The 18,052-nt window shown below is 61.7% G+C and carries 14 protein-coding genes; 7 read left to right on the top strand and 7 right to left on the bottom strand.

The window, feature by feature from the left end:
• Nucleotides 1–88: 88 nt before the first annotated feature.
• Nucleotides 89–1,414, bottom strand: coding sequence for an NAD(P)/FAD-dependent oxidoreductase (locus ACQRBV_RS15270; RefSeq protein ID WP_411985819.1), 1,326 nt, complete (start codon nucleotides 1,412–1,414; stop codon nucleotides 89–91).
• Between the two features lie 260 nt (nucleotides 1,415–1,674).
• On the opposite strand from ACQRBV_RS15270, the gene ACQRBV_RS15265 reads away from it, so the two are divergent.
• Nucleotides 1,675–2,019, top strand: coding sequence for a YggL family protein (locus ACQRBV_RS15265; protein ID WP_161549603.1), 345 nt, complete (start codon nucleotides 1,675–1,677; stop codon nucleotides 2,017–2,019).
• A 300-nt stretch (nucleotides 2,020–2,319) separates the two neighbouring features.
• Entirely contained in the window at nucleotides 2,320–3,780 is a 1,461-nt protein-coding gene (dacB, locus tag ACQRBV_RS15260) for a D-alanyl-D-alanine carboxypeptidase/D-alanyl-D-alanine endopeptidase (RefSeq protein ID WP_244385292.1), read from the top strand.
• Nucleotides 3,781–3,809: 29 nt separating this feature from the next.
• On the opposite strand, the gene ACQRBV_RS15255 is transcribed toward dacB, so the two are convergent.
• Both ACQRBV_RS15255 and rlmKL read right to left on the bottom strand, forming a co-directional pair.
• Nucleotides 3,810–6,248 carry a sensor domain-containing diguanylate cyclase gene (locus ACQRBV_RS15255; RefSeq protein WP_411985820.1) on the bottom strand — a complete coding sequence of 813 codons (2,439 nt, stop codon included), beginning with the start codon at nucleotides 6,246–6,248 and terminating at the stop codon, nucleotides 3,810–3,812.
• Between the two features lie 148 nt (nucleotides 6,249–6,396).
• Nucleotides 6,397–8,661, bottom strand: a complete 2,265-nt coding sequence (rlmKL, locus tag ACQRBV_RS15250) for a bifunctional 23S rRNA (guanine(2069)-N(7))-methyltransferase RlmK/23S rRNA (guanine(2445)-N(2))-methyltransferase RlmL (RefSeq protein ID WP_411985821.1) — start codon at nucleotides 8,659–8,661, stop codon at nucleotides 6,397–6,399.
• 532 nt (nucleotides 8,662–9,193) lie between these two features.
• Between rlmKL and rmf the strand changes: the two genes are divergently transcribed.
• Nucleotides 9,194–9,409 carry a ribosome modulation factor gene (rmf, locus tag ACQRBV_RS15245; RefSeq protein WP_002553055.1) on the top strand — a complete coding sequence of 72 codons (216 nt, stop codon included), beginning with the start codon at nucleotides 9,194–9,196 and terminating at the stop codon, nucleotides 9,407–9,409.
• Between the two features lie 227 nt (nucleotides 9,410–9,636).
• On the opposite strand, the gene ACQRBV_RS15240 is transcribed toward rmf, so the two are convergent.
• The 4 genes from ACQRBV_RS15240 to ACQRBV_RS15225 form a co-directional block, all read right to left on the bottom strand.
• Nucleotides 9,637–10,668 carry a quinone-dependent dihydroorotate dehydrogenase gene (locus tag ACQRBV_RS15240; protein ID WP_060756211.1) on the bottom strand — a complete coding sequence of 344 codons (1,032 nt, stop codon included), beginning with the start codon at nucleotides 10,666–10,668 and terminating at the stop codon, nucleotides 9,637–9,639.
• Between the two features lie 86 nt (nucleotides 10,669–10,754).
• Nucleotides 10,755–11,216 (bottom strand): transglycosylase SLT domain-containing protein, encoded by a 462-nt coding sequence (locus ACQRBV_RS15235; RefSeq protein ID WP_162843523.1) that lies wholly within the window; start codon nucleotides 11,214–11,216, stop codon nucleotides 10,755–10,757.
• Nucleotides 11,209–11,595, bottom strand: a complete 387-nt coding sequence (locus ACQRBV_RS15230) for a winged helix-turn-helix domain-containing protein (RefSeq protein ID WP_411985822.1) — start codon at nucleotides 11,593–11,595, stop codon at nucleotides 11,209–11,211. Before ACQRBV_RS15230 ends, ACQRBV_RS15235 begins: the two co-directional genes overlap by 8 nt.
• Before the next feature lie 180 nt (nucleotides 11,596–11,775).
• Nucleotides 11,776–12,630: a secretin N-terminal domain-containing protein gene (locus ACQRBV_RS15225; protein WP_411985823.1), complete on the bottom strand. Its 855-nt coding sequence runs from the start codon at nucleotides 12,628–12,630 to the stop codon at nucleotides 11,776–11,778.
• A gap of 309 nt (nucleotides 12,631–12,939) precedes the next feature.
• Here ACQRBV_RS15225 and ACQRBV_RS15220 point away from each other — a divergent pair, with 309 nt between their 5' ends.
• The 4 genes from ACQRBV_RS15220 (at nucleotide 12,940) to ACQRBV_RS15205 (ending at nucleotide 17,825) form a co-directional block, all read left to right on the top strand.
• The gene (locus ACQRBV_RS15220) at nucleotides 12,940–14,145 is read left to right on the top strand and encodes a CmpA/NrtA family ABC transporter substrate-binding protein (RefSeq protein WP_411985824.1); all 1,206 of its coding nucleotides are present in this window, start codon (nucleotides 12,940–12,942) and stop codon (nucleotides 14,143–14,145) included.
• Between the two features lie 13 nt (nucleotides 14,146–14,158).
• Nucleotides 14,159–14,734 carry an ANTAR domain-containing response regulator gene (locus ACQRBV_RS15215; RefSeq protein ID WP_060756216.1) on the top strand — a complete coding sequence of 192 codons (576 nt, stop codon included), beginning with the start codon at nucleotides 14,159–14,161 and terminating at the stop codon, nucleotides 14,732–14,734.
• A gap of 209 nt (nucleotides 14,735–14,943) precedes the next feature.
• Complete coding sequence (locus ACQRBV_RS15210) at nucleotides 14,944–16,155, top strand: nitrate/nitrite transporter (protein ID WP_060756217.1); 1,212 nt, start codon at nucleotides 14,944–14,946, stop codon at nucleotides 16,153–16,155.
• The gene (locus ACQRBV_RS15205; protein ID WP_411985825.1) at nucleotides 16,155–17,825 is read left to right on the top strand and encodes a protein kinase domain-containing protein; all 1,671 of its coding nucleotides are present in this window, start codon (nucleotides 16,155–16,157) and stop codon (nucleotides 17,823–17,825) included. Before ACQRBV_RS15210 ends, ACQRBV_RS15205 begins: the two co-directional genes overlap by 1 nt.
• Nucleotides 17,826–18,052: the final 227 nt, after the last annotated feature.

Here is an 18,052-nt window from a genome sequence, read left to right as displayed (position 1 = left end):
GTGGGTCAGCCACCTGATGTGTCAACTGACCCACCGCTATCGGGAGCAAGCCCCCCTTTTCAGATATTCACTTCAGATATCCACGATTTCAGAAATCCGCGACTTTGCCCCACGCCGATGATTTGAACCGGTCCGGATGATAAGGCGTCGGGTCCACGATAGGCTGCGCGCCACTGACAATGTCCGCAATCAGATGCCCCGCCCCCGGCCCGATACCAAACCCATGCCCACTGAACCCTGCCGCCAATATCAGCCCGGGCAGGTTGGCCATTTCACCGATGCCGGGGACGCCGTCGGGCGTGCTGTCCACATACCCCGCCCACGCGGCAGTCACCGTTGAGTCTTTAAGCGCCGGTATCAGTTGCGTCCCGCGCTGGTAGGTCAGTTTGACCGCCGAGGCGTCCGGAGTCGGATCCAGAATCCGCATCTTCTCCATCGGCGTCGGCGCGTCCAGGCGCCAGCGCTTCCAGCCTTCATGACCCGCCCTCACCCCCTCGAACCCACCCACGGCGAGGTTGCGCCAGCGGCGTTGAAACATCGGCAGGAACTGCGGTGCAAAGCTGAGCAACTGCGGAGTGGGGTCGACACGCCCGCGCCCACTGATCGCCAAGGTGTAGCTGCCATCGAAACGGCGTGTCATCGAGGCATAGGTAGTGTGCAGCGCACTCGGCAGCTCCAGGCTTGGAGGCGACACGCGAAGCACGGTCTGGCGAATGGTCGCCTGGGGAAAACGAATGCCGTATTGGCGGCAGAACGAGGAAGCCCAGGCGCCTGCGGCGAGCACGGCAAGCCGGGTGCGGATAGTGCCTTTTTCGGTGACCACCGCAGACAGTCGACCACCTTCGGTTTCCACGCCCCGTACCGCGCAGTCCTGATGCACCGTGCTGCCGAGCGCCATGATCGCGCGGGCGACCGCCGGGGCGGCGCGGGAGGGATCGGCGATGCCGTCGGTGGGTGAGTAGACCCCACCTTTCCACGGTTTGCCGGTCACCCGCCCGCGGTCAGCGGCTTGCTGTGCCGTCAGCATATAAGTCTCGACGTTGACCGAACGGGCGAACTCGCCCCAACGTGCCCAAGTATCGAGCTCCTTTTCGTCGTTGCTCAGGTAAAGCAGGCCACAACGGGTAAAGCCAGTTTGCTCGCCGGTCTCGGCGGCGAACTTCTCCCACAGATCCAGGCTCTTGGTAGACATCGGCAGCTCGCGCGCATCGCGATTTTGCTGACGGCACCAGCCCCAGTTACGGCTCGACTGCTCGGCGCCTATGCGGCCCTTTTCAACCAGGGCGACCTTCATGCCGCGCTTGGCCAGGTAATAAGCAGTAAAGGAACCGATGATTCCACCGCCAATCACCACGACATCAGCATCCGTCGGCAAGTCGGGAGAAGTTTCTACAGCAATCAAGGGAGCTGGCATAAGTGGGTATCCGTCAAGGGTCAGTCATGGCATCGCGGCAGCATGGATTTATTACACCACCATGAAGCCATGCATAAACGGTTAAAAAGCCCCGCCGAGTGGTACAAACCACTGTTTATCAAGCCCACCCCGGCAGACTTTACCGCCCCGGCAAACATCGGTTTTCTGCCCGGCGGCAGACGGTGATAGCACGCAAATGGGGCAGTCAGGCCTATTAACTGGTAGAGTGCGCACCGATATTTATTAAGAGGAATGTTTTCATGGCCACTAACCGCTCCCAGCGTCTGCGCAAAAAACTGTGTGTGGACGAGTTCCAGGAATTGGGGTTCGAGCTGAACCTGGACTTCAAGGAAAATCTGGCTGACGATAAAATCGATGCATTTCTCGACGCGTTCCTGAAAGAAGCCATGGAAGCCAACGGCCTGGGCTACGTCGGTGGTGACGACTACGGTCTGGTCTGCCTGCAGAAGCGTGGCTCGGTCAGCGAAGAGCAGCGTGCCAAGGTTGAAGCCTGGCTCAAGTCCCGCGATGAACTGACCAAAGCCGAAGTCAGCCCATTGCTGGACGTGTGGTACCCGGAAAAGCCGATCAACCCTGTTGCTTGATCGCCATCAGGGCCATCCTTCGTGATGGCCCTGTTTGTTTAAGCGTCACCCCTCGCTACAAGCCGCACGCCGCAGGGCTGCCCTTCCAAAGCCTTCAATCCTTGATATCCAAAGCGCTCACCAGCCGAATTCGCCGGCAGAGCGGTCCCGTGCCTGAAAAAAACGCCAATTACCCGCTATCGTTCAGCTACAACGGCATGCACCTTGGGGCATAATGCCGACACTTTCATGACCATTGAGGGATTTTTCTTATTTACCCCTCACCTTTTCACCCTCCTCAGCAGCAGGGTTTTATTCCTTATGATCAAATCTTTACGTTCAGTGCTCATTGCCGGTCTTTTCCTCCCACTGGCCTTTTCCGTCTCCGCTGCCCCCGTCAATAACACCCTGCCCCCGAATGTTCAGCAGGCCCTCCAGAAAGCCAAAATCCAGAACACCTCGCTGTCTCTGGTGATGTTGCCGTTGAACGGTCCAGGCACGCCGACCATTTTCAACGCTGACGTCTCGGTGAACCCGGCCTCGACCATGAAGCTGATCACCACCTATGCGGCCCTGGAAATGCTCGGCCCCAACCATCAGTGGAAGACCGAGTTCTACACCGACGGCACCCTCAGCGGTGGCGTGTTGCGCGGCAACCTGTACCTCAAGGGGGGTGGCGACCCCAAGCTGAACATGGAAAAACTCTGGCTGCTGATGCGCGATCTGCGTGCCAACGGCGTACAGCAAGTGACCGGCGACCTGGTGCTGGACCGCAGTTTCTTCAACCAGCCACAACTGCCGGAATTCAATGACGACGGCAACGACGAAAACAAACCGTTCCTGGTCAAGCCCGATGCCTTGCTGGTCAACCTCAAGGCCCTGCGCTTTGTCACCCGCAACGACTCAGGCCGGGTGATCGTGTCGGTCGAACCACCGATCGCGAGCATCCGCATCGACAATCAGGTCAAGGCGAACAATGCCAAGCAATGCACCGGCGACGTACGCTACAACCCCACGACTGCGGCCGATGGCAGCGTGACCGTTACGGTCAGTGGCCAGTTGGGTGATGGCTGCAGTTCGCAGACTTACCTGTCGCTGTTGGACCACGCCACCTACACCGCCGGCGCCGTACGTGCGATCTGGCAGGAGTTGGGCGGTACGATCCAGGGCCGCGATATCCAGGCACCGGTGCCCAAGGATGCGAAGGTGCTGGCCCGTGCGTTCTCGCCGGACCTGGCGGAAATCATCCGCGACATCAACAAATACAGTAACAACACCATGGCCCAGCAGTTGTTCCTGAGCCTGGGTGCACAGTTTCGCAACGATGCCGATGGCGACGATGCCAAGGCGGCGCAACGCGTAGTACGCCAATGGCTGGCGAAGAAAGGCATCACCGCCCCTCACCTGGTAATGGAAAACGGCTCCGGCCTGTCCCGCGCCGAACGGGTCAGTGCGCGCGAGATGGCGGCCATGCTGCAAGCCGCCTGGAAAAGCCCTTACGCGGCCGAATACATCAGCTCACTGCCGATTGCCGGTACCGACGGCACCATGCGTAAACGCCTGAAGACCACGGCTTTGCGCGGCGAAGCCCATGTCAAAACCGGCACCTTGAACACCGTGCGCGCTATCGCCGGGTTCAGCCGGGACAACAATGGCAATACCTGGGTCGTGGTGGCCATTCTCAACGACTCGAAGCCGTGGGGCGCTTCGTCGGTGCTGGATCAGGTATTGCTGGACCTGTATCGCCAGCCGAAACTGAGCGCTGCAGCGCCGGTGCTCTGACCCGGCAGGAGAGTCGCGAATTCGGGCGGTCAGTCACCCCAGATTTTGGCTGACTCACCAGATTCGCGATTCAATCGACTCGGCGCACCGCCCCTGCCACACATTTCTACCCGGTCCCTGCCCTCCTGCTTGGCCACATACACCGCCGAGTCCGCACGCAGCAACAACCCATCAACCCCTTCGTCGACCCGCCAGTTGGCCACACCAAAGCTGGCGGTCACGATGCCCACCGTCTCCATCGGCGCACAGCGCAGCGACTCCCACAGCGCCATCGCAAGGCTGTAGGCCTGGTCGCCATCGGTATTGGGGCACAACACCACGAACTCTTCACCACCCAGGCGGCAAAACACATCGCTGCGACGCAGACGCTGAAGAACGCGTTTGCACAGTTCCTGCAGAACCCCGTCGCCTACGCCATGCCCGTACTGATCGTTGATCCGCTTGAAATGGTCGATATCGAACATGATCAATGACAATGCGCCGCAGGTCCGGTTAAGCCGGATCATCTCCGCCTTGACGCGATCCTGGAAATAGCGCCGGTTATGGATACCCGTCAGCGCGTCGGTAATCGACAGCGTGCGCAGCTCTTCCTCGACCCGCTTCAGATCGGAAATATCCGACACATAGCCATGCCACAACGTACCGCCTCCCGGTAACTCTTCCGGCGTGGCCTCACCGCGAATCCAGCGCAGGCCCCGGTGCGGCAGTTGCACCCGATACTCTTCGCGCCAATGGCTCAACTGCAACGCCGACAGACGAATCGAGTTGCGCACCCGCTCCACGTCCAACGGATGGATACGCTCGAGAACGCTGCTCGCATCCTGCTGCAACACGCCCGGTTCGATTTCATAGATATCGCGCATGCCGTCACTGGCATAGATGAAGCGCCAGCGGTCCTGAGGCTCCACGGTGAACTGGAAGATTCCACCGGGCACATGGGCGCTGAGTTTTTTCAGCAAACGGTCGCGTGCCGCCAGGGCCTCGTAGGCACGTTTTTGCTCAGTGACATCGCGGTAAATCGCCAGGTTCCCGATCCACAGACCGTGCTCATCGAGCAACACCGTCGGCAGCATATTGGCCGTCAAGTGGCTGCCGTCCTCGCGCCTCAAGGTCCACTCACGGGCTTCATGCTGGCTGTCCGGGCTTTCCACCAGCATCGCCTGGCAGGGTGCGATACGCTTGCCCAACGCCGCGCTCAAGTGCACGGCCCGGGCTTCCAGTTCCGAAGGCAGGTGCAGGCTGTCCAGGCTCAGTTGCCCCAACACCTGTTCGGCCTTGAACCCCAGCATTTGCTCGGCACCAGCATTGAAGGTGTTGATCACGCCACGCAAGTCGGTGGCGATGATCGCGACCTGGGTCGCCGCATTCAGCACACTGCGCAATTGGCCATGCGCGCCGCGCAATTCTTGCTCGCGCAGGCGCAACTGCACGGTGCGCTGCTCCACCAGTTTCAAGGCGCGCTGGCGTTGGCTGACCAGTACGTAAAGCAAGGCACTGAGCAAGAGACTGAGCAGCACGCCCATGGTCAGGATCATGCTCATCGAAGAGTGGTTGGCCTGGTCGAATACCTTACTGGCACGCAGGCTCAGGATGTAGACATGGTCGCCCAGGGTGATCCGGCGCGCAGCGGCCAGGCCGCTGTCGCCCACCGAATTACTGGAGGCATACAGCACACGTTCCTGATCATCTGAGGTGTCGACGATCTGCATCACCAGATTGTCGCGTGTCGACTTGGGCAAACCCTCGGCCACCAGCTGACGCATGCTGATCACCGCCATCACAAACCCGTAGGGCTCGGCGTCCGGGGTTTTGCTCACCGGCGACACTAACAACACGCCGGCTGCATAGGCGGGCTCCACCCCCACCAGTTGCATCGGCTGGGACACTGCCGGCTTGCGACTTTTTTGCGCACGCTCAAGGACCGATCGGCGCAGGGGCTGGGCCAGCAGGTCAAACCCCAGGGGTGAGCCCAGCAGGCTCTGGGTCTGGCTGAACAGCACCGGGACGTACTCATCGCGCTCGGGGGCCGCGGCCAAATTGCCCGCCGCATTGAGTTCACGGATCACAAAAGGGCTGCCGCGCTGTCGGGAGATCTCTTGCTCAAACTGAGCGCGTTGCTCGCGAAATACCCGGGGCGCCCACGCATAGGCGCGGGTATGCAACAGCAAGGGCTGGGCGAAGCCGTCGAACTCTTCGCGAGAGACATCAGCGGAGTTGATGAAGAAACGCCGCAGGCTGCCCAGGCGTTGCTCCTGGTCCTCGAAACGTTCCTGAATGCGTGTAGAACGTTCATTGACCAGCAACTGGAAACGCTGGCGCACCTGTTGCTGATAAAGGTCGGCAGCCGCCCACGCGACAACCGCCGTCAGCGCGCAGCCTGCCAGTAATACCACCAATGCCACCAGCCAAGCCGATGCCTGCTCACTGATAAAGCCTAGGATTTTCGGGCGGGCAGCGGGTAAAGGCATAGGCAACACTCACAACGCCAGCGTGCGGGGGTGTCACTTTGGCTAGGGATTAAGTTATAGCCATCGGTCCGGAATTTGACCAGCGTAAAAAAGCCGCAAACCTGGAAAATTCAGGTTTGCGGCTTTCAGGTGCACTGCGCTGCGGCAATCAGCGCGCGGTGATTTTCCAGGCCCGGTGGATCTTCGCGTTACGTGCGAAATCCGGGTCGATGGTCTTGTCGCTGATTTCCTCGACCGCATAGCGTTCGCTGAGGTTGTCCTCCAACTGGAACTTGCGGAAGTTGTTGGAGAAGTACAGCACGCCGCCCGGTGCCAGGCGGGCCATGGCCAGGTCAAGCAACTGCACGTGGTCACGCTGCACGTCGAAGATGCCTTCCATGCGCTTGGAGTTGGAAAAGGTCGGCGGGTCGATGAAGATCAGGTCGAACTCATCGCGGCTGGCCTCCAGCCAGGCCATCACATCACCCTGCTCCAGGCGGTTCTTGTCGGAGAAACCGTTGAGGGAGAAGTTGCGACGCGCCCAGTCCAGGTAGGTCTTGGACAGGTCGACGCTGGTGGTGCTGCGCGCGCCGCCCTTGGCCGCGTGCACACTGGCGGTGGCGGTGTAGCAATACAGGTTGAGGAAGCGCTTGCCGGCGGCCTCTTTCTGGATGCGCAGGCGCATCGGACGGTGGTCGAGGAACAGACCGGTGTCCAGGTAATCCGTGAGGTTGACCAGCAACTTCACGCCGCCTTCGCTGACTTCGGTGAACTTGCCCTGGGCGCTCTGACGCTCGTACTGCTTGGTGCCGCTCTGACGCTCGCGACGCTTGACCACGACGCGGCTCTTGTCGACGTTCAGCGCCTGGGGAATGGCCGCCAGCGCATCGAACATGCGCGCGGAGGCTTTTTCCGGGTCGATGGATTTCGGCGCGGCGTATTCCTGCACGTGCACCCAGTCGTGGTACAGGTCGATGGCCATGGAGTATTCCGGCATATCGGCGTCGTACACGCGGTAGCAATCCACGCCTTCGCGCTTGGCCCACTTGCCCAGCAGCTTGAGGTTTTTCTGCAGGCGGTTGGCGAACATCTGCCCGCCTTCACTCAAGCGTGCCTGCTCGACCACAGGAGCCGGGGCTGGCTTGATCGGGTTACCGTTCTTGTTGTACTGGCGCTCTTGCGGCTCGGCCGGGGCTTGATCGTAGGCGGCTTGCTCACGTTCGGCCTGACGCTGCTCGGGCGTGCGGCGCTCGCCCGTGACGAATTGGTCCGGGTTGACCTTGATCAGCAGCAATTTGCACGGCAAGGCACCGTTCCAGAACGAATACTGCTTGTGGCTGCGGATCCCCATGCGCTTGCCCAGGTCCGGCGCGCCGGTAAACACCGCCGCTTCCCAGCCCATACAGGCCTGGCGCAGGCGCTCGCCGAGGTTCTGGTAGAGGTACAACAGGCTGGCTTCATCACCCAGACGCTCACCGTAGGGTGGGTTGCAGATCACCAGGCCTTTCTGGTTCTGGTCCGGGCGCGGCTCGAAGGTGCCGACTTCGCCCTGGTACACCTTGATCCAATGGCTGAGGCCTGCGCGTTCGATGTTATTGCGTGCCGGCTGGATAAGACGCGGATCAGCCTCGTAGCCCCGAATCCACAGCGGGGTTTTGTTCATGCCGACGGCGGCACGTTCAGCGGCCTCGGCATGCAGTTTCTTCCACAATGCCGGGACGTGACCCAGCCAGGTGGTGAAGCCCCACAGTTCACGATTGAGGTTGGGCGCCATGTCGGCAGCGATCATCGCGCCTTCCACCAGGAAGGTGCCCACACCGCACATCGGGTCGGTCAGCGCGCCGCCCTCGGCGGAAATGCGCGGCCAGCCGGCACGGATCAGGATCGCGGCCGCCAGGTTTTCCTTCAACGGTGCGGCGCCCTGCTGCAGGCGGTAACCGCGCTGGTGCAGGCTGTGGCCGGACAGGTCGAGGGACAGGATCGCCTCGCCACGGTCCAGGCGCAGGTGAATACGCAGGTCCGGGTTGATCTTGTCGATGGACGGGCGTTCGCCGGTCGGGGTGCGCAGTTTGTCGACGATCGCATCCTTGACCTTCAGCGCGCCGAAGTGGGTGTTGTCGATACCGGAACCATGGCCACTGAATTCCACCGCCAGGGTGCCATCCGGGACCATGTGGTCAGCCCATTCGATATCCAGCACGCCGTGGTAGAGGTCTTCGGCGTCCTTCATCGGGAAGCGCTTGAGTACCAGCAGCACACGGTTGGCCAGGCGCGACCAGAGACACAGGCGGTAGGCGGTTTCCATATCGGCCATGCCGCGCACGGCCGAGGTGTGCTCGCGGGCGTCCTCAAGGCCAAGCCCGACGGCTTCCTCGATCAGCAGGCCTTCAAGGCCCTTGGGGCAGGTGAGGAAGAGTTCAAAACGGTCCGACATGGGCATTCCAGGCTTTTCAGCAATCAGTGAACGGGCGACGCATCGCCGGCTCGGTTTTCAATCAAGCACTTTTCTCGAAGAGTGCTCGCGTGGCACGAATGTGCCGTTCCACCCCGGCTGCCGGGCTTTTGGGCCTTGAATTGACGGGGCAGATAAACAATTGGCTGTAACAGAAAGTAATATTCCGACCCTTCGTCGAATAATAACCGACTGCAACGGGCGGACATTCTCACTAAAGGATTAAACCTATCCGCTTCGCAAGGCACATCATAGCTGGCTTTGCCCGATAAATGGGGCGAAAAGCCATCCCAGCTTATGGCTATAGCATCGTTATCGTTACGTGCTTATGACAAAACGATCATTGAATCCATGTGACCTATTGGTTAGAACTCAACACAGGTTGGCGCCGTAACGACGCCGACACATTGGCTCGCCACGCCGGCAGCGAGCCCACCAACGGCAGAAAAACTCTGCCCGGCCTCGGATGAGGCTGAAGGATATCAAGACAGTCAACAAGTGAGGGAAACACCCTATGAGAAGACTTAAGCGTGATCCGTTGGAAAGAGCATTTTTACGCGGATATCAATATGGCGTTCATGGAAAATCCCGTGAGCTTTGCCCTTTTACTCTACCGTCGGTACGCCAAGCCTGGATCAACGGCTGGCGAGAAGGACGCGGCGACAACTGGGACGGTATGACTGGCACTGCGGGCATCCACAGACTCAACGAACTTCACGCCGTCGGCTAATCAGGGCACTTAATTCCGACACGACACTTTTGAAGCTGTAATGACTTAACCACGCACGCCCCATTCGGGCGGCGGGCTTCGGCCCAGGGGCTCCTTATGGAGCCCTTTTTATTGCTGCTCTTGTAGTGAGCGGGCTTGCCCCGCGCTGCGGTGTGTCAGGCGGCTCAAACTTACCTGACACACCGCCGCGCGGGGCGAGCCCGCTCACTACAAAGAGCGCGGTGAGCTCAGCGCGACGCAAGCCCGCTCGCCGCGATCGCATCCACCGCCTCGCGAATCAGTGCCGGCCCTTTGTAGATGAAACCGGAGTACAACTGCACCAGACTGGCGCCGGCCGCGATCTTCTCGGCAGCATGCTTGCCTTCGGTGATACCGCCCACGGCAATGATCGGCAAACGCCCGGCCAGCTCAGCCGCCAGCACCTTGACGATGTGCGTGCTCTTGTCCCGTACCGGCGCACCCGACAGGCCACCCGCCTCATCCCCATGCGCCAGACCCTCAACACCGACGCGGCTGAGGGTCGTGTTGGTCGCGATCACCGCGTCCATGCCCGAGTCCATCAGGGCCTGAGCCACCAGCACGGTTTCTTCATCACTCATGTCCGGGGCAATCTTGATTGCCAAAGGCACGCGCTTGCCATGACGCACCGCCAGGTCTTCCTGGCGCTGGCGCAAGGCTTCGAGCAATTGCTTGAGGGAGTCACCGAACTGCAGGCTGCGCAGGCCCGGGGTATTCGGCGAACTGACGTTGACGGTGACGTAGCTGGCATGGGCGTAGACCTTGTCCAGGCAGATCAGGTAGTCATCCACCGCACGCTCCACGGGCGTGTCGAAGTTCTTGCCGATATTGATCCCCAGGACGCCCTTGTACTTCGCCGCCTGCACCCGCGACAGCAGATGATCGACCCCCAGGTTGTTGAAGCCCATGCGGTTGATGATCGCCTCGGCTTCCGGCAGGCGGAAGATGCGTGGCTTGGGGTTACCCGGCTGCGGGCGCGGGGTCACGGTGCCGATTTCGACAAAGCCGAAACCCAGCTGCGCGAAACCGTCGATGGCCGCGCCGTTCTTGTCCAGGCCCGCAGCCAAGCCGACCGGGTTAGGGAACTCGAGCCCCATCACCGACACCGGCACTTTCGCCGCAGCCTTGCATACCAGGCCATTGAGACCCAGGCGGCCACCGGCACCGATCAAGTCCAGGGACAGATCATGAGAGGTTTCCGGGGAAAGTTTGAACAACAGCTGGCGGGCCAGGGTATACATGGGCGGGCTAGACTCGGATGGCGGCGAAAGGTGGCGGCGATTATAGCCGGGGTCATAGGCCGCATGCGAGGCGTGCGGCCCAATCGTCAGTAGCGATTGGCGACCAACGCCTCATAGCGCGCCCAGATCTTCTGCGCGTATTGCAGGCGCAATGCATCGCGCTTGGGCCCTGCCCCCGCCCCCACGTTGTATGAGCCGACAGCCGTCCAGTTGTAGCCGAAGCGTTGGATAAACTCGGCGAGTATCGAGGCGCCGACCTCGACAGACAGGCAAGGCTCATTCAGCAGCCGCTCTTCGGTGATGCCCAGCTTGCGCAAGCGCGGCAAATGAATGCTGTTGATCTGCATCAAGCCGATATCACGCGTGCCATTACGGTTGGCGTAGTTCATCGCCCCGGCACGATAACCCGACTCGACGGCAGCAATGGCCTGGAGCAACTCCGGTTCGAGGTCATAGCGACCGGCAACCTCCTCCCAGCAATAAGCCAACGCCGTCTGGCTGCCCATCAACAGGCTCAACAACACGGCTTGGCCCCACCGCTTATACATGGCTCAACTGCCCACAGCCCGGACACACGTGCGTCAATCGCCCACGCTCAGACCCTTCAACCTGCACCGGACAGGTAAAACGATAGCCTCGGCCATAGATCGTCTTGATAAACGCCTTGTCGCCGCGCAAATGCTTGCGCAAGGCATAGATGCAGCGCGTCAGTGACTCCTCAGCCACTTCCCCCCGGGGCCACACCCGCTCCAGCAAACGGTCCTTGGTCACCAGCGTGCCGGCCGAGGCCAGCAGCAATCGCAGCACCTGCCCCTCCTTGGGTGGCAACTGAATATCCGCCTCCCCGCCTGTCAACCGGCCATCAGGGTGCAGGGTCCAGTGAGCAAAGACGAGGGGCAGCGTCGCGAGCTCAATCATCACGGGCATGCGTACCTCTGCATCCGACTACTGACATTCCAATCCTTATTTCCTGTACCGGCTCGCCGCCAACCTCACGACTATAAAAACCTGTCTTACGGCCCGCGTTAGGAAAAAACCCATTCGAACGGCGCTTTTTGGCCACTCCCGGTAAGACAATTCGCTGCCGAGCGAATAAACCACGCTGGTTCACGGAGGCGGCTCGCGCCCGGGTCGGACAAACGCACGCTGCACGCGCTCATACTGCGCCGCAGTCAAGGGCGGCGGCCCAGACGCCGGCGTGGGCTCACCTTGAGCCATGCCCACTCGCCAGACCGAAATCTCATTCGGTCGCTTGGGGACATCCAGTTCGGCAACCAGCTTTTCGATCAGCCGCACCTGGACAGGCTTGCCCTTGATCAACAGGCTGTTGGTATCCGGGTAGGCGGTCAGGGCAAGGCTCCCGTCGGCCAGTAACCTTTTCTGCTCGCTGGACAACAGCGCCAGAATCATTGATGCCATCCCCGGCGAACGCACCGGGTTGGCGCCGGCCCCGTATTGGCGATCCTCCACATGCGTGTTGAACACCTGCACCACTGCCAATGAGAACTTACCCAGGCGCACATCTCGGCGTGGCCGGTCCATCAATTGGGCCAGCCGCAACACTTGCTCGACATAGTTCGGCGGCCCCGACACATAAAACGTGCGCGCCCCGTTCTCACGCAGCGGATAGCGCGACTCATCCAGCCCCGTACGCCGCATTGCCCGACGCATCCCGTCGACAGCAATATGGCGCAGCCCTACCGCCAGGCTTCTCGCCTCTGCGGCAGCGTAGACGTACAGCCCTTGCCCATCGCTATGCCAGATCAGGTCTTCCTGCCGGGCCAGCGCCTCCAGGGCCTGTTGCGGCGCGGTGAAATCGAACGTCCCGCTCACCCGTCTGCCAGCCACTTCCCGGCTGGTCACGACAGGCACGCCCAGTGCCACCGACAACTCGCCCAACAGCGCCTGCAGGTTTTCATCCCTGGCCTGATAAGCCTCGGCCCAGGCCGCGAAACTGCCCATCAACAGCACCGCGCACAACAGCCCGTTGCGCAACCGGAGGCGGAGCCTCGTTGCAGGGAAATCAGCATGCACCTTGGGTTTTCCTCGGCAGAGCGGCGTTAAGAGGCGGCCATACTGAAAGGCAGGCAGCGCTCAATCTTGATGAAAAACTGACGGCAGCCCGTGGCATGTGCCTTGCTATGCACTCTGTATCTGAGCGCGCACCAACGACGGAGCGGGCTTACGGACAAAGGCGTCGTTACCCTGCAATGGCCTGCGCGGCCATCTGTAGGAACGGCGCTTTTTTGTGAGAGAAAAAGGTAGGTGTTGATGAAGAGTTCAGATCCGCTGGCCTGGGTCAACGGCAGCGACGCCCCGGAAAAAAGCAGCCTCGACCTGGGCTTCATGGCCTTGACCGATTGCGCCTCCCTGGTGGTCGCGGCCACTCAGGGGTTTGCCCAGCCGTATGGGCTCACACTCAACCTCAAGCGCCAGGCATCCTGGGCCACTCTGCGCGACAAACTGGTCAGCGGCGAGCTGGATGCCGCCCACAGCCTGTACGGGCTGATCTATGCGGTACACCTGGGCATTGGCGGCGTAACGCCTACCGAGATGGCCGTGCTGATGGGGCTCAACCAGAACGGTCAGAGCATCAACCTGTCCCCCGCTTTGCAGCAGCAAGGCGTGGTCACTCCTGAGGCATTGGAACGCCACGTGCACCAAAGCCGAACAAAACTGACATTCGCCCAGACCTTTCCCACAGGCACCCACGCCATGTGGCTGTATTACTGGCTGGCGAGCCAGGGCATTCATCCCCTTAAGGATGTCGACAGCGTGGTCGTACCGCCGCCGCAGATGGTCGCGCACCTGCAAGCCGGGCGAATCGATGGTTTTTGTGTCGGCGAACCCTGGTGCGCCAGCGCGGTACAACAGCGCCAGGGCTTTACCTTGGCAACGACCCAGGCGATCTGGCCGGACCACCCGGAAAAAGTGCTCGGCTGCACCCAGGCTTTCGTCGACCAGTACCCCAACACGGCGCGTGTGCTGGTGATGGCCATCCTGGAAGCCAGCCGCTTCATCGAAAACAGCCAGGAAAACCGGCGCTCCACCGCACAGCTGCTCAGCGCCCGCGACTACCTCGACGCACCGCTCGATTGCATAGAGCCGCGCCTGCTCGGTGTGTATGACGATGGCCTGGGCAACCGTTGGCAAGATCCCCACGGGTTGCGCTTTTTCGCCGAGGGCGAGGTGAACCTGCCGTACCTGTCCGACGGCATGTGGTTCATGACCCAATTCCGCCGCTGGGGCCTGCTGCGGGAAGACCCCGACTACCTCGGCACGGCGCGTCAGGTGCAGCAACTGAAGCTGTATCGCCAAGCCGCCCAAGCGGTGGGCGTGCACGCGAACAACGAAGACATGCGCAGCAGCCAGTTGATCGACGGCAAGGTCTGGGACGGCTCCGATCCCGCCGTTTACGCTCGCAGCTTCCGCCTGCACGCCATGGCCGAACCTGCGAACCGCCAGGCTCTGCGCTGACAGGAGGTGCCCGATGTTGCGAATCCTGTTGATCAACGACACCCCGAGCAAGGTCGGCCGGCTCAAGGCCGCACTGACCGAGGCCGGTTTCGAGGTAATCGATGAGTCCGGCCTGACCATCGACCTGCCCGCGCGCGTCGAAACGGTGCGCCCGGATGTGATCCTGATCGATACCGAGTCGCCCGGCCGCGATGTGATGGAGCAAGTGGTGTTGTTAAGCCGCGATCAGCCACGGCCGATCGTGATGTTCACCGACGAGCATGATCCGAGTGTGATGCGCCAGGCGATCAAGTCCGGCGTCAGCGCCTATATCGTCGAAGGTATCCAGGCCCAGCGCCTGCAACCGATCCTCGATGTAGCCATGGCGCGCTTTGAGAGCGACCAGGCCCTGCGCGCCCAGCTCCAGGCGCGTGACCAGCAGTTGGCCGAGCGCAAACGCATCGAACTGGCCAAGGGCATGCTGATGAAAATGAAGCACTGTAATGAAGAAGAGGCCTACACCCTGATGCGCCGCCAAGCCATGAGCCGCCAGCAAAAACTGATTCAGGTGGCGGAACAGATCATCGCCATGAGCGAGTTGCTTGGCTGAACTGGCGCAGCTCTTGCTAAGCATTCATCACAGGTAACCAACGGCGGTTGCCCCTCCACGACAAAGACGTCGCCCACCCGGTTTGCCCTCGCAAACCCGGTGGCGGCGTTTTTTCGTTTTGGCCCCAGCGCATGGGGCGGATGGGGCGGCCACGGTCGGCAGCTCCATCACTCGGCCTTCTTACAGACTCCCAACCGTTGAGGTGCGTGATGAAATCAAGCTTCTGGAAATCCGGGCACACCCCGACCCTGTTCGCCGCGTTCCTGTATTTCGACCTGAGTTTCATGGTGTGGTACCTGCTCGGCCCGCTGGCGGTGCAAATCGCCGCCGACCTGCACCTGACCACCCAGCAACGCGGGCTGGTGGTGGCCACGCCGATCCTGGCGGGCGCGGTGCTGCGCTTTGTCATGGGCATGCTGGCCGACAGGCTGTCGCCCAAGACCGCCGGGCTGATTGGCCAGGTGATTGTGATCAGTGCCTTGTTCGGTGCCTGGAAACTGGGGATCCACAGCTACGAACAAGCCTTGTTGCTGGGCGTATTCCTGGGCATGGCCGGTGCGTCGTTTGCAGTGGCGCTGCCCTTGGCGTCCCAATGGTACCCTGCGGAACACCAGGGCAAGGCCATGGGCATCGCCGGCGCAGGTAACTCCGGCACGGTGTTCGCCGCCTTGCTGGCACCGGTCCTCGCGGCGGCGTTCGGCTGGAGCAACGTGTTCGGCTTTGCGCTGATTCCGTTGGTGCTGACCCTGATCGTCTTCGCCTGGCTCGCCCGCAACGCCCCTGAACGCCCGAAACCCAAAGCCATGGCCGACTACTTCAAGGCGCTGGGCGACCGCGACAGTTGGTGGTTCATGTTCTTTTACAGCGTGACTTTCGGCGGTTTTATCGGCCTGGCCAGCGCCCTGCCCGGCTACTTCAACGACCAGTACGGCCTGAGCCCGGTGACCGCCGGCTACTACACCGCCGCCTGTGTCTTCGGCGGCAGCCTGATGCGCCCGCTGGGCGGTGCCCTGGCTGACCGTTTCGGCGGGATTCGCACCCTGCTCGGCATGTACAGCGTGGCCGCGATCTGCATCGCCGCGGTGGGCTTCAACCTGCCCAGTTCCTACGCTGCATTGGCGCTTTTCGTGTGCACCATGCTCGGCCTCGGTGCCGGTAACGGTGCGGTGTTCCAACTGGTGCCCCAGCGCTTTCGCCGTGAGATCGGCGTGATGACCGGCCTGATCGGCATGGCCGGCGGTATCGGTGGTTTCGCCCTGGCGGCGGGCATGGGTGCGATCAAGCAAAGCACCGGCAGTTATCAGATGGCACTGTGGTTGTTCGCCAGCCTTGGCGTATTGGCCTGGTTCGGCCTGTACGGCGTCAAACGGCGCTGGAGAACCACCTGGGGCTCGGCTGCCGTGACCGCCGCGCGCGTCTGATGAGCCTGCAACTGAGCGTCGCCCAGGCCAGCGCCATCGGCCCACGGGCGGAAAACCAGGACGCGCTGCGGGTGGTCACTCCCGTGGCGGAGTTGGCCGCGAGCAAAGGCTATTTATGCGCCATGGCCGATGGCGTCAGCCAATGTGCCGACGGCGGCCTGGCCGCACGCTCGACCTTGCAGGCCCTGGCCCTGGACTATTACGCCACGCCGCAAACCTGGGGCGTGGCCCAGGCGCTCGAACGGTTACTGCTCGCCCAGAATCGCTGGCTGCAAGCCAACGGCGGCGGCCAGCCGTTGCTGACTACCCTCAGCGCCCTGGTGTTTCGTGGGCAACGTTTCACCCTGGCCCATGTGGGAGACTGTCGGGTGTATCGCTGGCTCGACGACCAATTGTTGCGCATCAGCGAAGATCACGTGTGGGAACAACCGGGCATGCAGCATGTGCTCAAGCGTGCCCTCGGCCTGGACCAACACCTGGTGCTGGATTTTCTCGACGGCGAACTGCGTGCAGGCGAATGCTTCCTTCTGCTCAGCGATGGCGTCTGGGCCACCCTGGGCGACCACAGCATCCGTGCCATCCTGCGTGAGCAAAGCGATCTCGATACGGCGGTCAAGACCCTGGTCAACGCCGCGCACCTGGCCGGCAGCCTGGACAATGCCAGCGCCCTGCTGGTGCGTGTCGACCAACTCGGCGGCGCCACCCTCGGCGATGCGTTGGTGCAGTTGCAGCAATGGCCGTTGCCGCCGCTGCTGAAAGCCGGGCAACGGTTTGAAGGCTGGCAGGTTGAAGGGGTGCTGGCACAAAGTCGACAGTCCTTGCTGTACCGGGTGCACGACGCCCAGCAGCAGCCGTGGTTACTGAAAACCCTGCCGCTGGACTGCGACGATGACAGCGACGCGGGCCAGGCTCTGCTGTCGGAAGAATGGTTTTTGCGCCGGGTGGCCGGGCGCGCCTTTCCTGAAGTACACGCAGCCGGCGACCGTCAGCATTTGTACTATGTGATGCGTGAATATCCGGGGCAGACCCTGGCCGAGCTGTTCCGGCGCCAGGGCCCTCTGCCCCTGGCCCAATGGCAATCCATTGCCGAGCGTTTGCTGCGCGCGGTGGGCCTGTTGCACCGGCGGCAGATCCTGCACCGCGACATCAAGCCGGAAAACCTGTTGCTGGGCGATGATGGTGAGCTGCGTGTGCTGGATTTCGGCCTGGCCTACTGCCCGGGGCTCTCGGAAGACCGCGCCCACCTGCTGCCCGGCACGCCAAGCTTTATCGCGCCCGAGGCGTTTAACGGCGAACGCCCTACCGCCCAGCAGGATTTGTATAGCGTTGGCGTCAGCCTGTATTACCTGCTGACGGGGCACTACCCCTACGGCGAGATCGAAGCTTTCCAACGCCCCCGATTCACCCAGGCCATCAGCGCCAGCCGCTATCGCCCTGACCTGCCGGACTGGCTGCCGCTCAGCCTGGAGCGAGCCGTGGCGGCGTCACCCGCGCAACGTTATGAAACCGCCGAAGAATGGCTGCTGGTGCTGGAACAGGCCGAGCGCCGCGAGTTGAGCGTGCGGCCACGCCCGCTGCTGGAGCGTGAACCGCTGAAAGTCTGGCAAACCCTGGCAATCCTCTCATTGCTGATCAATCTGGTGCTGGGCTACTGGCTGCTGCACCACTAGAGGGCGATTCGTCCTCGCCGTTCGACAGTAAACCCAATAAAACCGGGGGTGGCCCAACTTGGCACAGCCACTGCATTAACTGATTCAAGAACACACATATAGCCCGCCCTTCAACGTTGAAGGGCGTGCTTCCCGAGAGAACGGGACCGGACAAAGGCGTCCTCGCTAGATCACTGGCGGGGGCGCCTTTTTTGTTTGCGCACGATTTGTCGAGCCATTGCGGAGAA

The sequence above is a fragment of the Pseudomonas sp. R11F genome (genome assembly GCF_050312575.1).
Taxonomy (GTDB): Bacteria; Pseudomonadota; Gammaproteobacteria; order Pseudomonadales; family Pseudomonadaceae; genus Aquipseudomonas; species Aquipseudomonas palleroniana.
The sequence above is the reverse complement of the archived record's forward strand: the minus strand, read 5'-3'. Positions and strand labels throughout refer to the sequence as shown.

Bases quoted from the DNA above. Each gene is read 5' to 3' on its own strand.
- ACQRBV_RS15270 (WP_411985819.1), bottom strand. From the start codon at position 1,414: ATGCCAGCTCCCTTGATTGCTGTAGAAACTTCTCCCGACTTGCCGACG.
- ACQRBV_RS15265 (WP_161549603.1), top strand. From the start codon at position 1,675: ATGGCCACTAACCGCTCCCAGCGTCTGCGCAAAAAACTGTGTGTGGAC.
- dacB (WP_244385292.1), top strand. From the start codon at position 2,320: ATGATCAAATCTTTACGTTCAGTGCTCATTGCCGGTCTTTTCCTCCCA.
- ACQRBV_RS15255 (WP_411985820.1), bottom strand. From the start codon at position 6,248: ATGCCTTTACCCGCTGCCCGCCCGAAAATCCTAGGCTTTATCAGTGAG.
- rlmKL (WP_411985821.1), bottom strand. From the start codon at position 8,661: ATGTCGGACCGTTTTGAACTCTTCCTCACCTGCCCCAAGGGCCTTGAA.
- rmf (WP_002553055.1), top strand. From the start codon at position 9,194: ATGAGAAGACTTAAGCGTGATCCGTTGGAAAGAGCATTTTTACGCGGA.
- ACQRBV_RS15240 (WP_060756211.1), bottom strand. From the start codon at position 10,668: ATGTATACCCTGGCCCGCCAGCTGTTGTTCAAACTTTCCCCGGAAACC.
- ACQRBV_RS15235 (WP_162843523.1), bottom strand. From the start codon at position 11,216: ATGTATAAGCGGTGGGGCCAAGCCGTGTTGTTGAGCCTGTTGATGGGC.
- ACQRBV_RS15230 (WP_411985822.1), bottom strand. From the start codon at position 11,595: ATGCCCGTGATGATTGAGCTCGCGACGCTGCCCCTCGTCTTTGCTCAC.
- ACQRBV_RS15225 (WP_411985823.1), bottom strand. From the start codon at position 12,630: ATGGGCAGTTTCGCGGCCTGGGCCGAGGCTTATCAGGCCAGGGATGAA.
- ACQRBV_RS15220 (WP_411985824.1), top strand. From the start codon at position 12,940: ATGAAGAGTTCAGATCCGCTGGCCTGGGTCAACGGCAGCGACGCCCCG.
- ACQRBV_RS15215 (WP_060756216.1), top strand. From the start codon at position 14,159: ATGTTGCGAATCCTGTTGATCAACGACACCCCGAGCAAGGTCGGCCGG.
- ACQRBV_RS15210 (WP_060756217.1), top strand. From the start codon at position 14,944: ATGAAATCAAGCTTCTGGAAATCCGGGCACACCCCGACCCTGTTCGCC.
- ACQRBV_RS15205 (WP_411985825.1), top strand. From the start codon at position 16,155: ATGAGCCTGCAACTGAGCGTCGCCCAGGCCAGCGCCATCGGCCCACGG.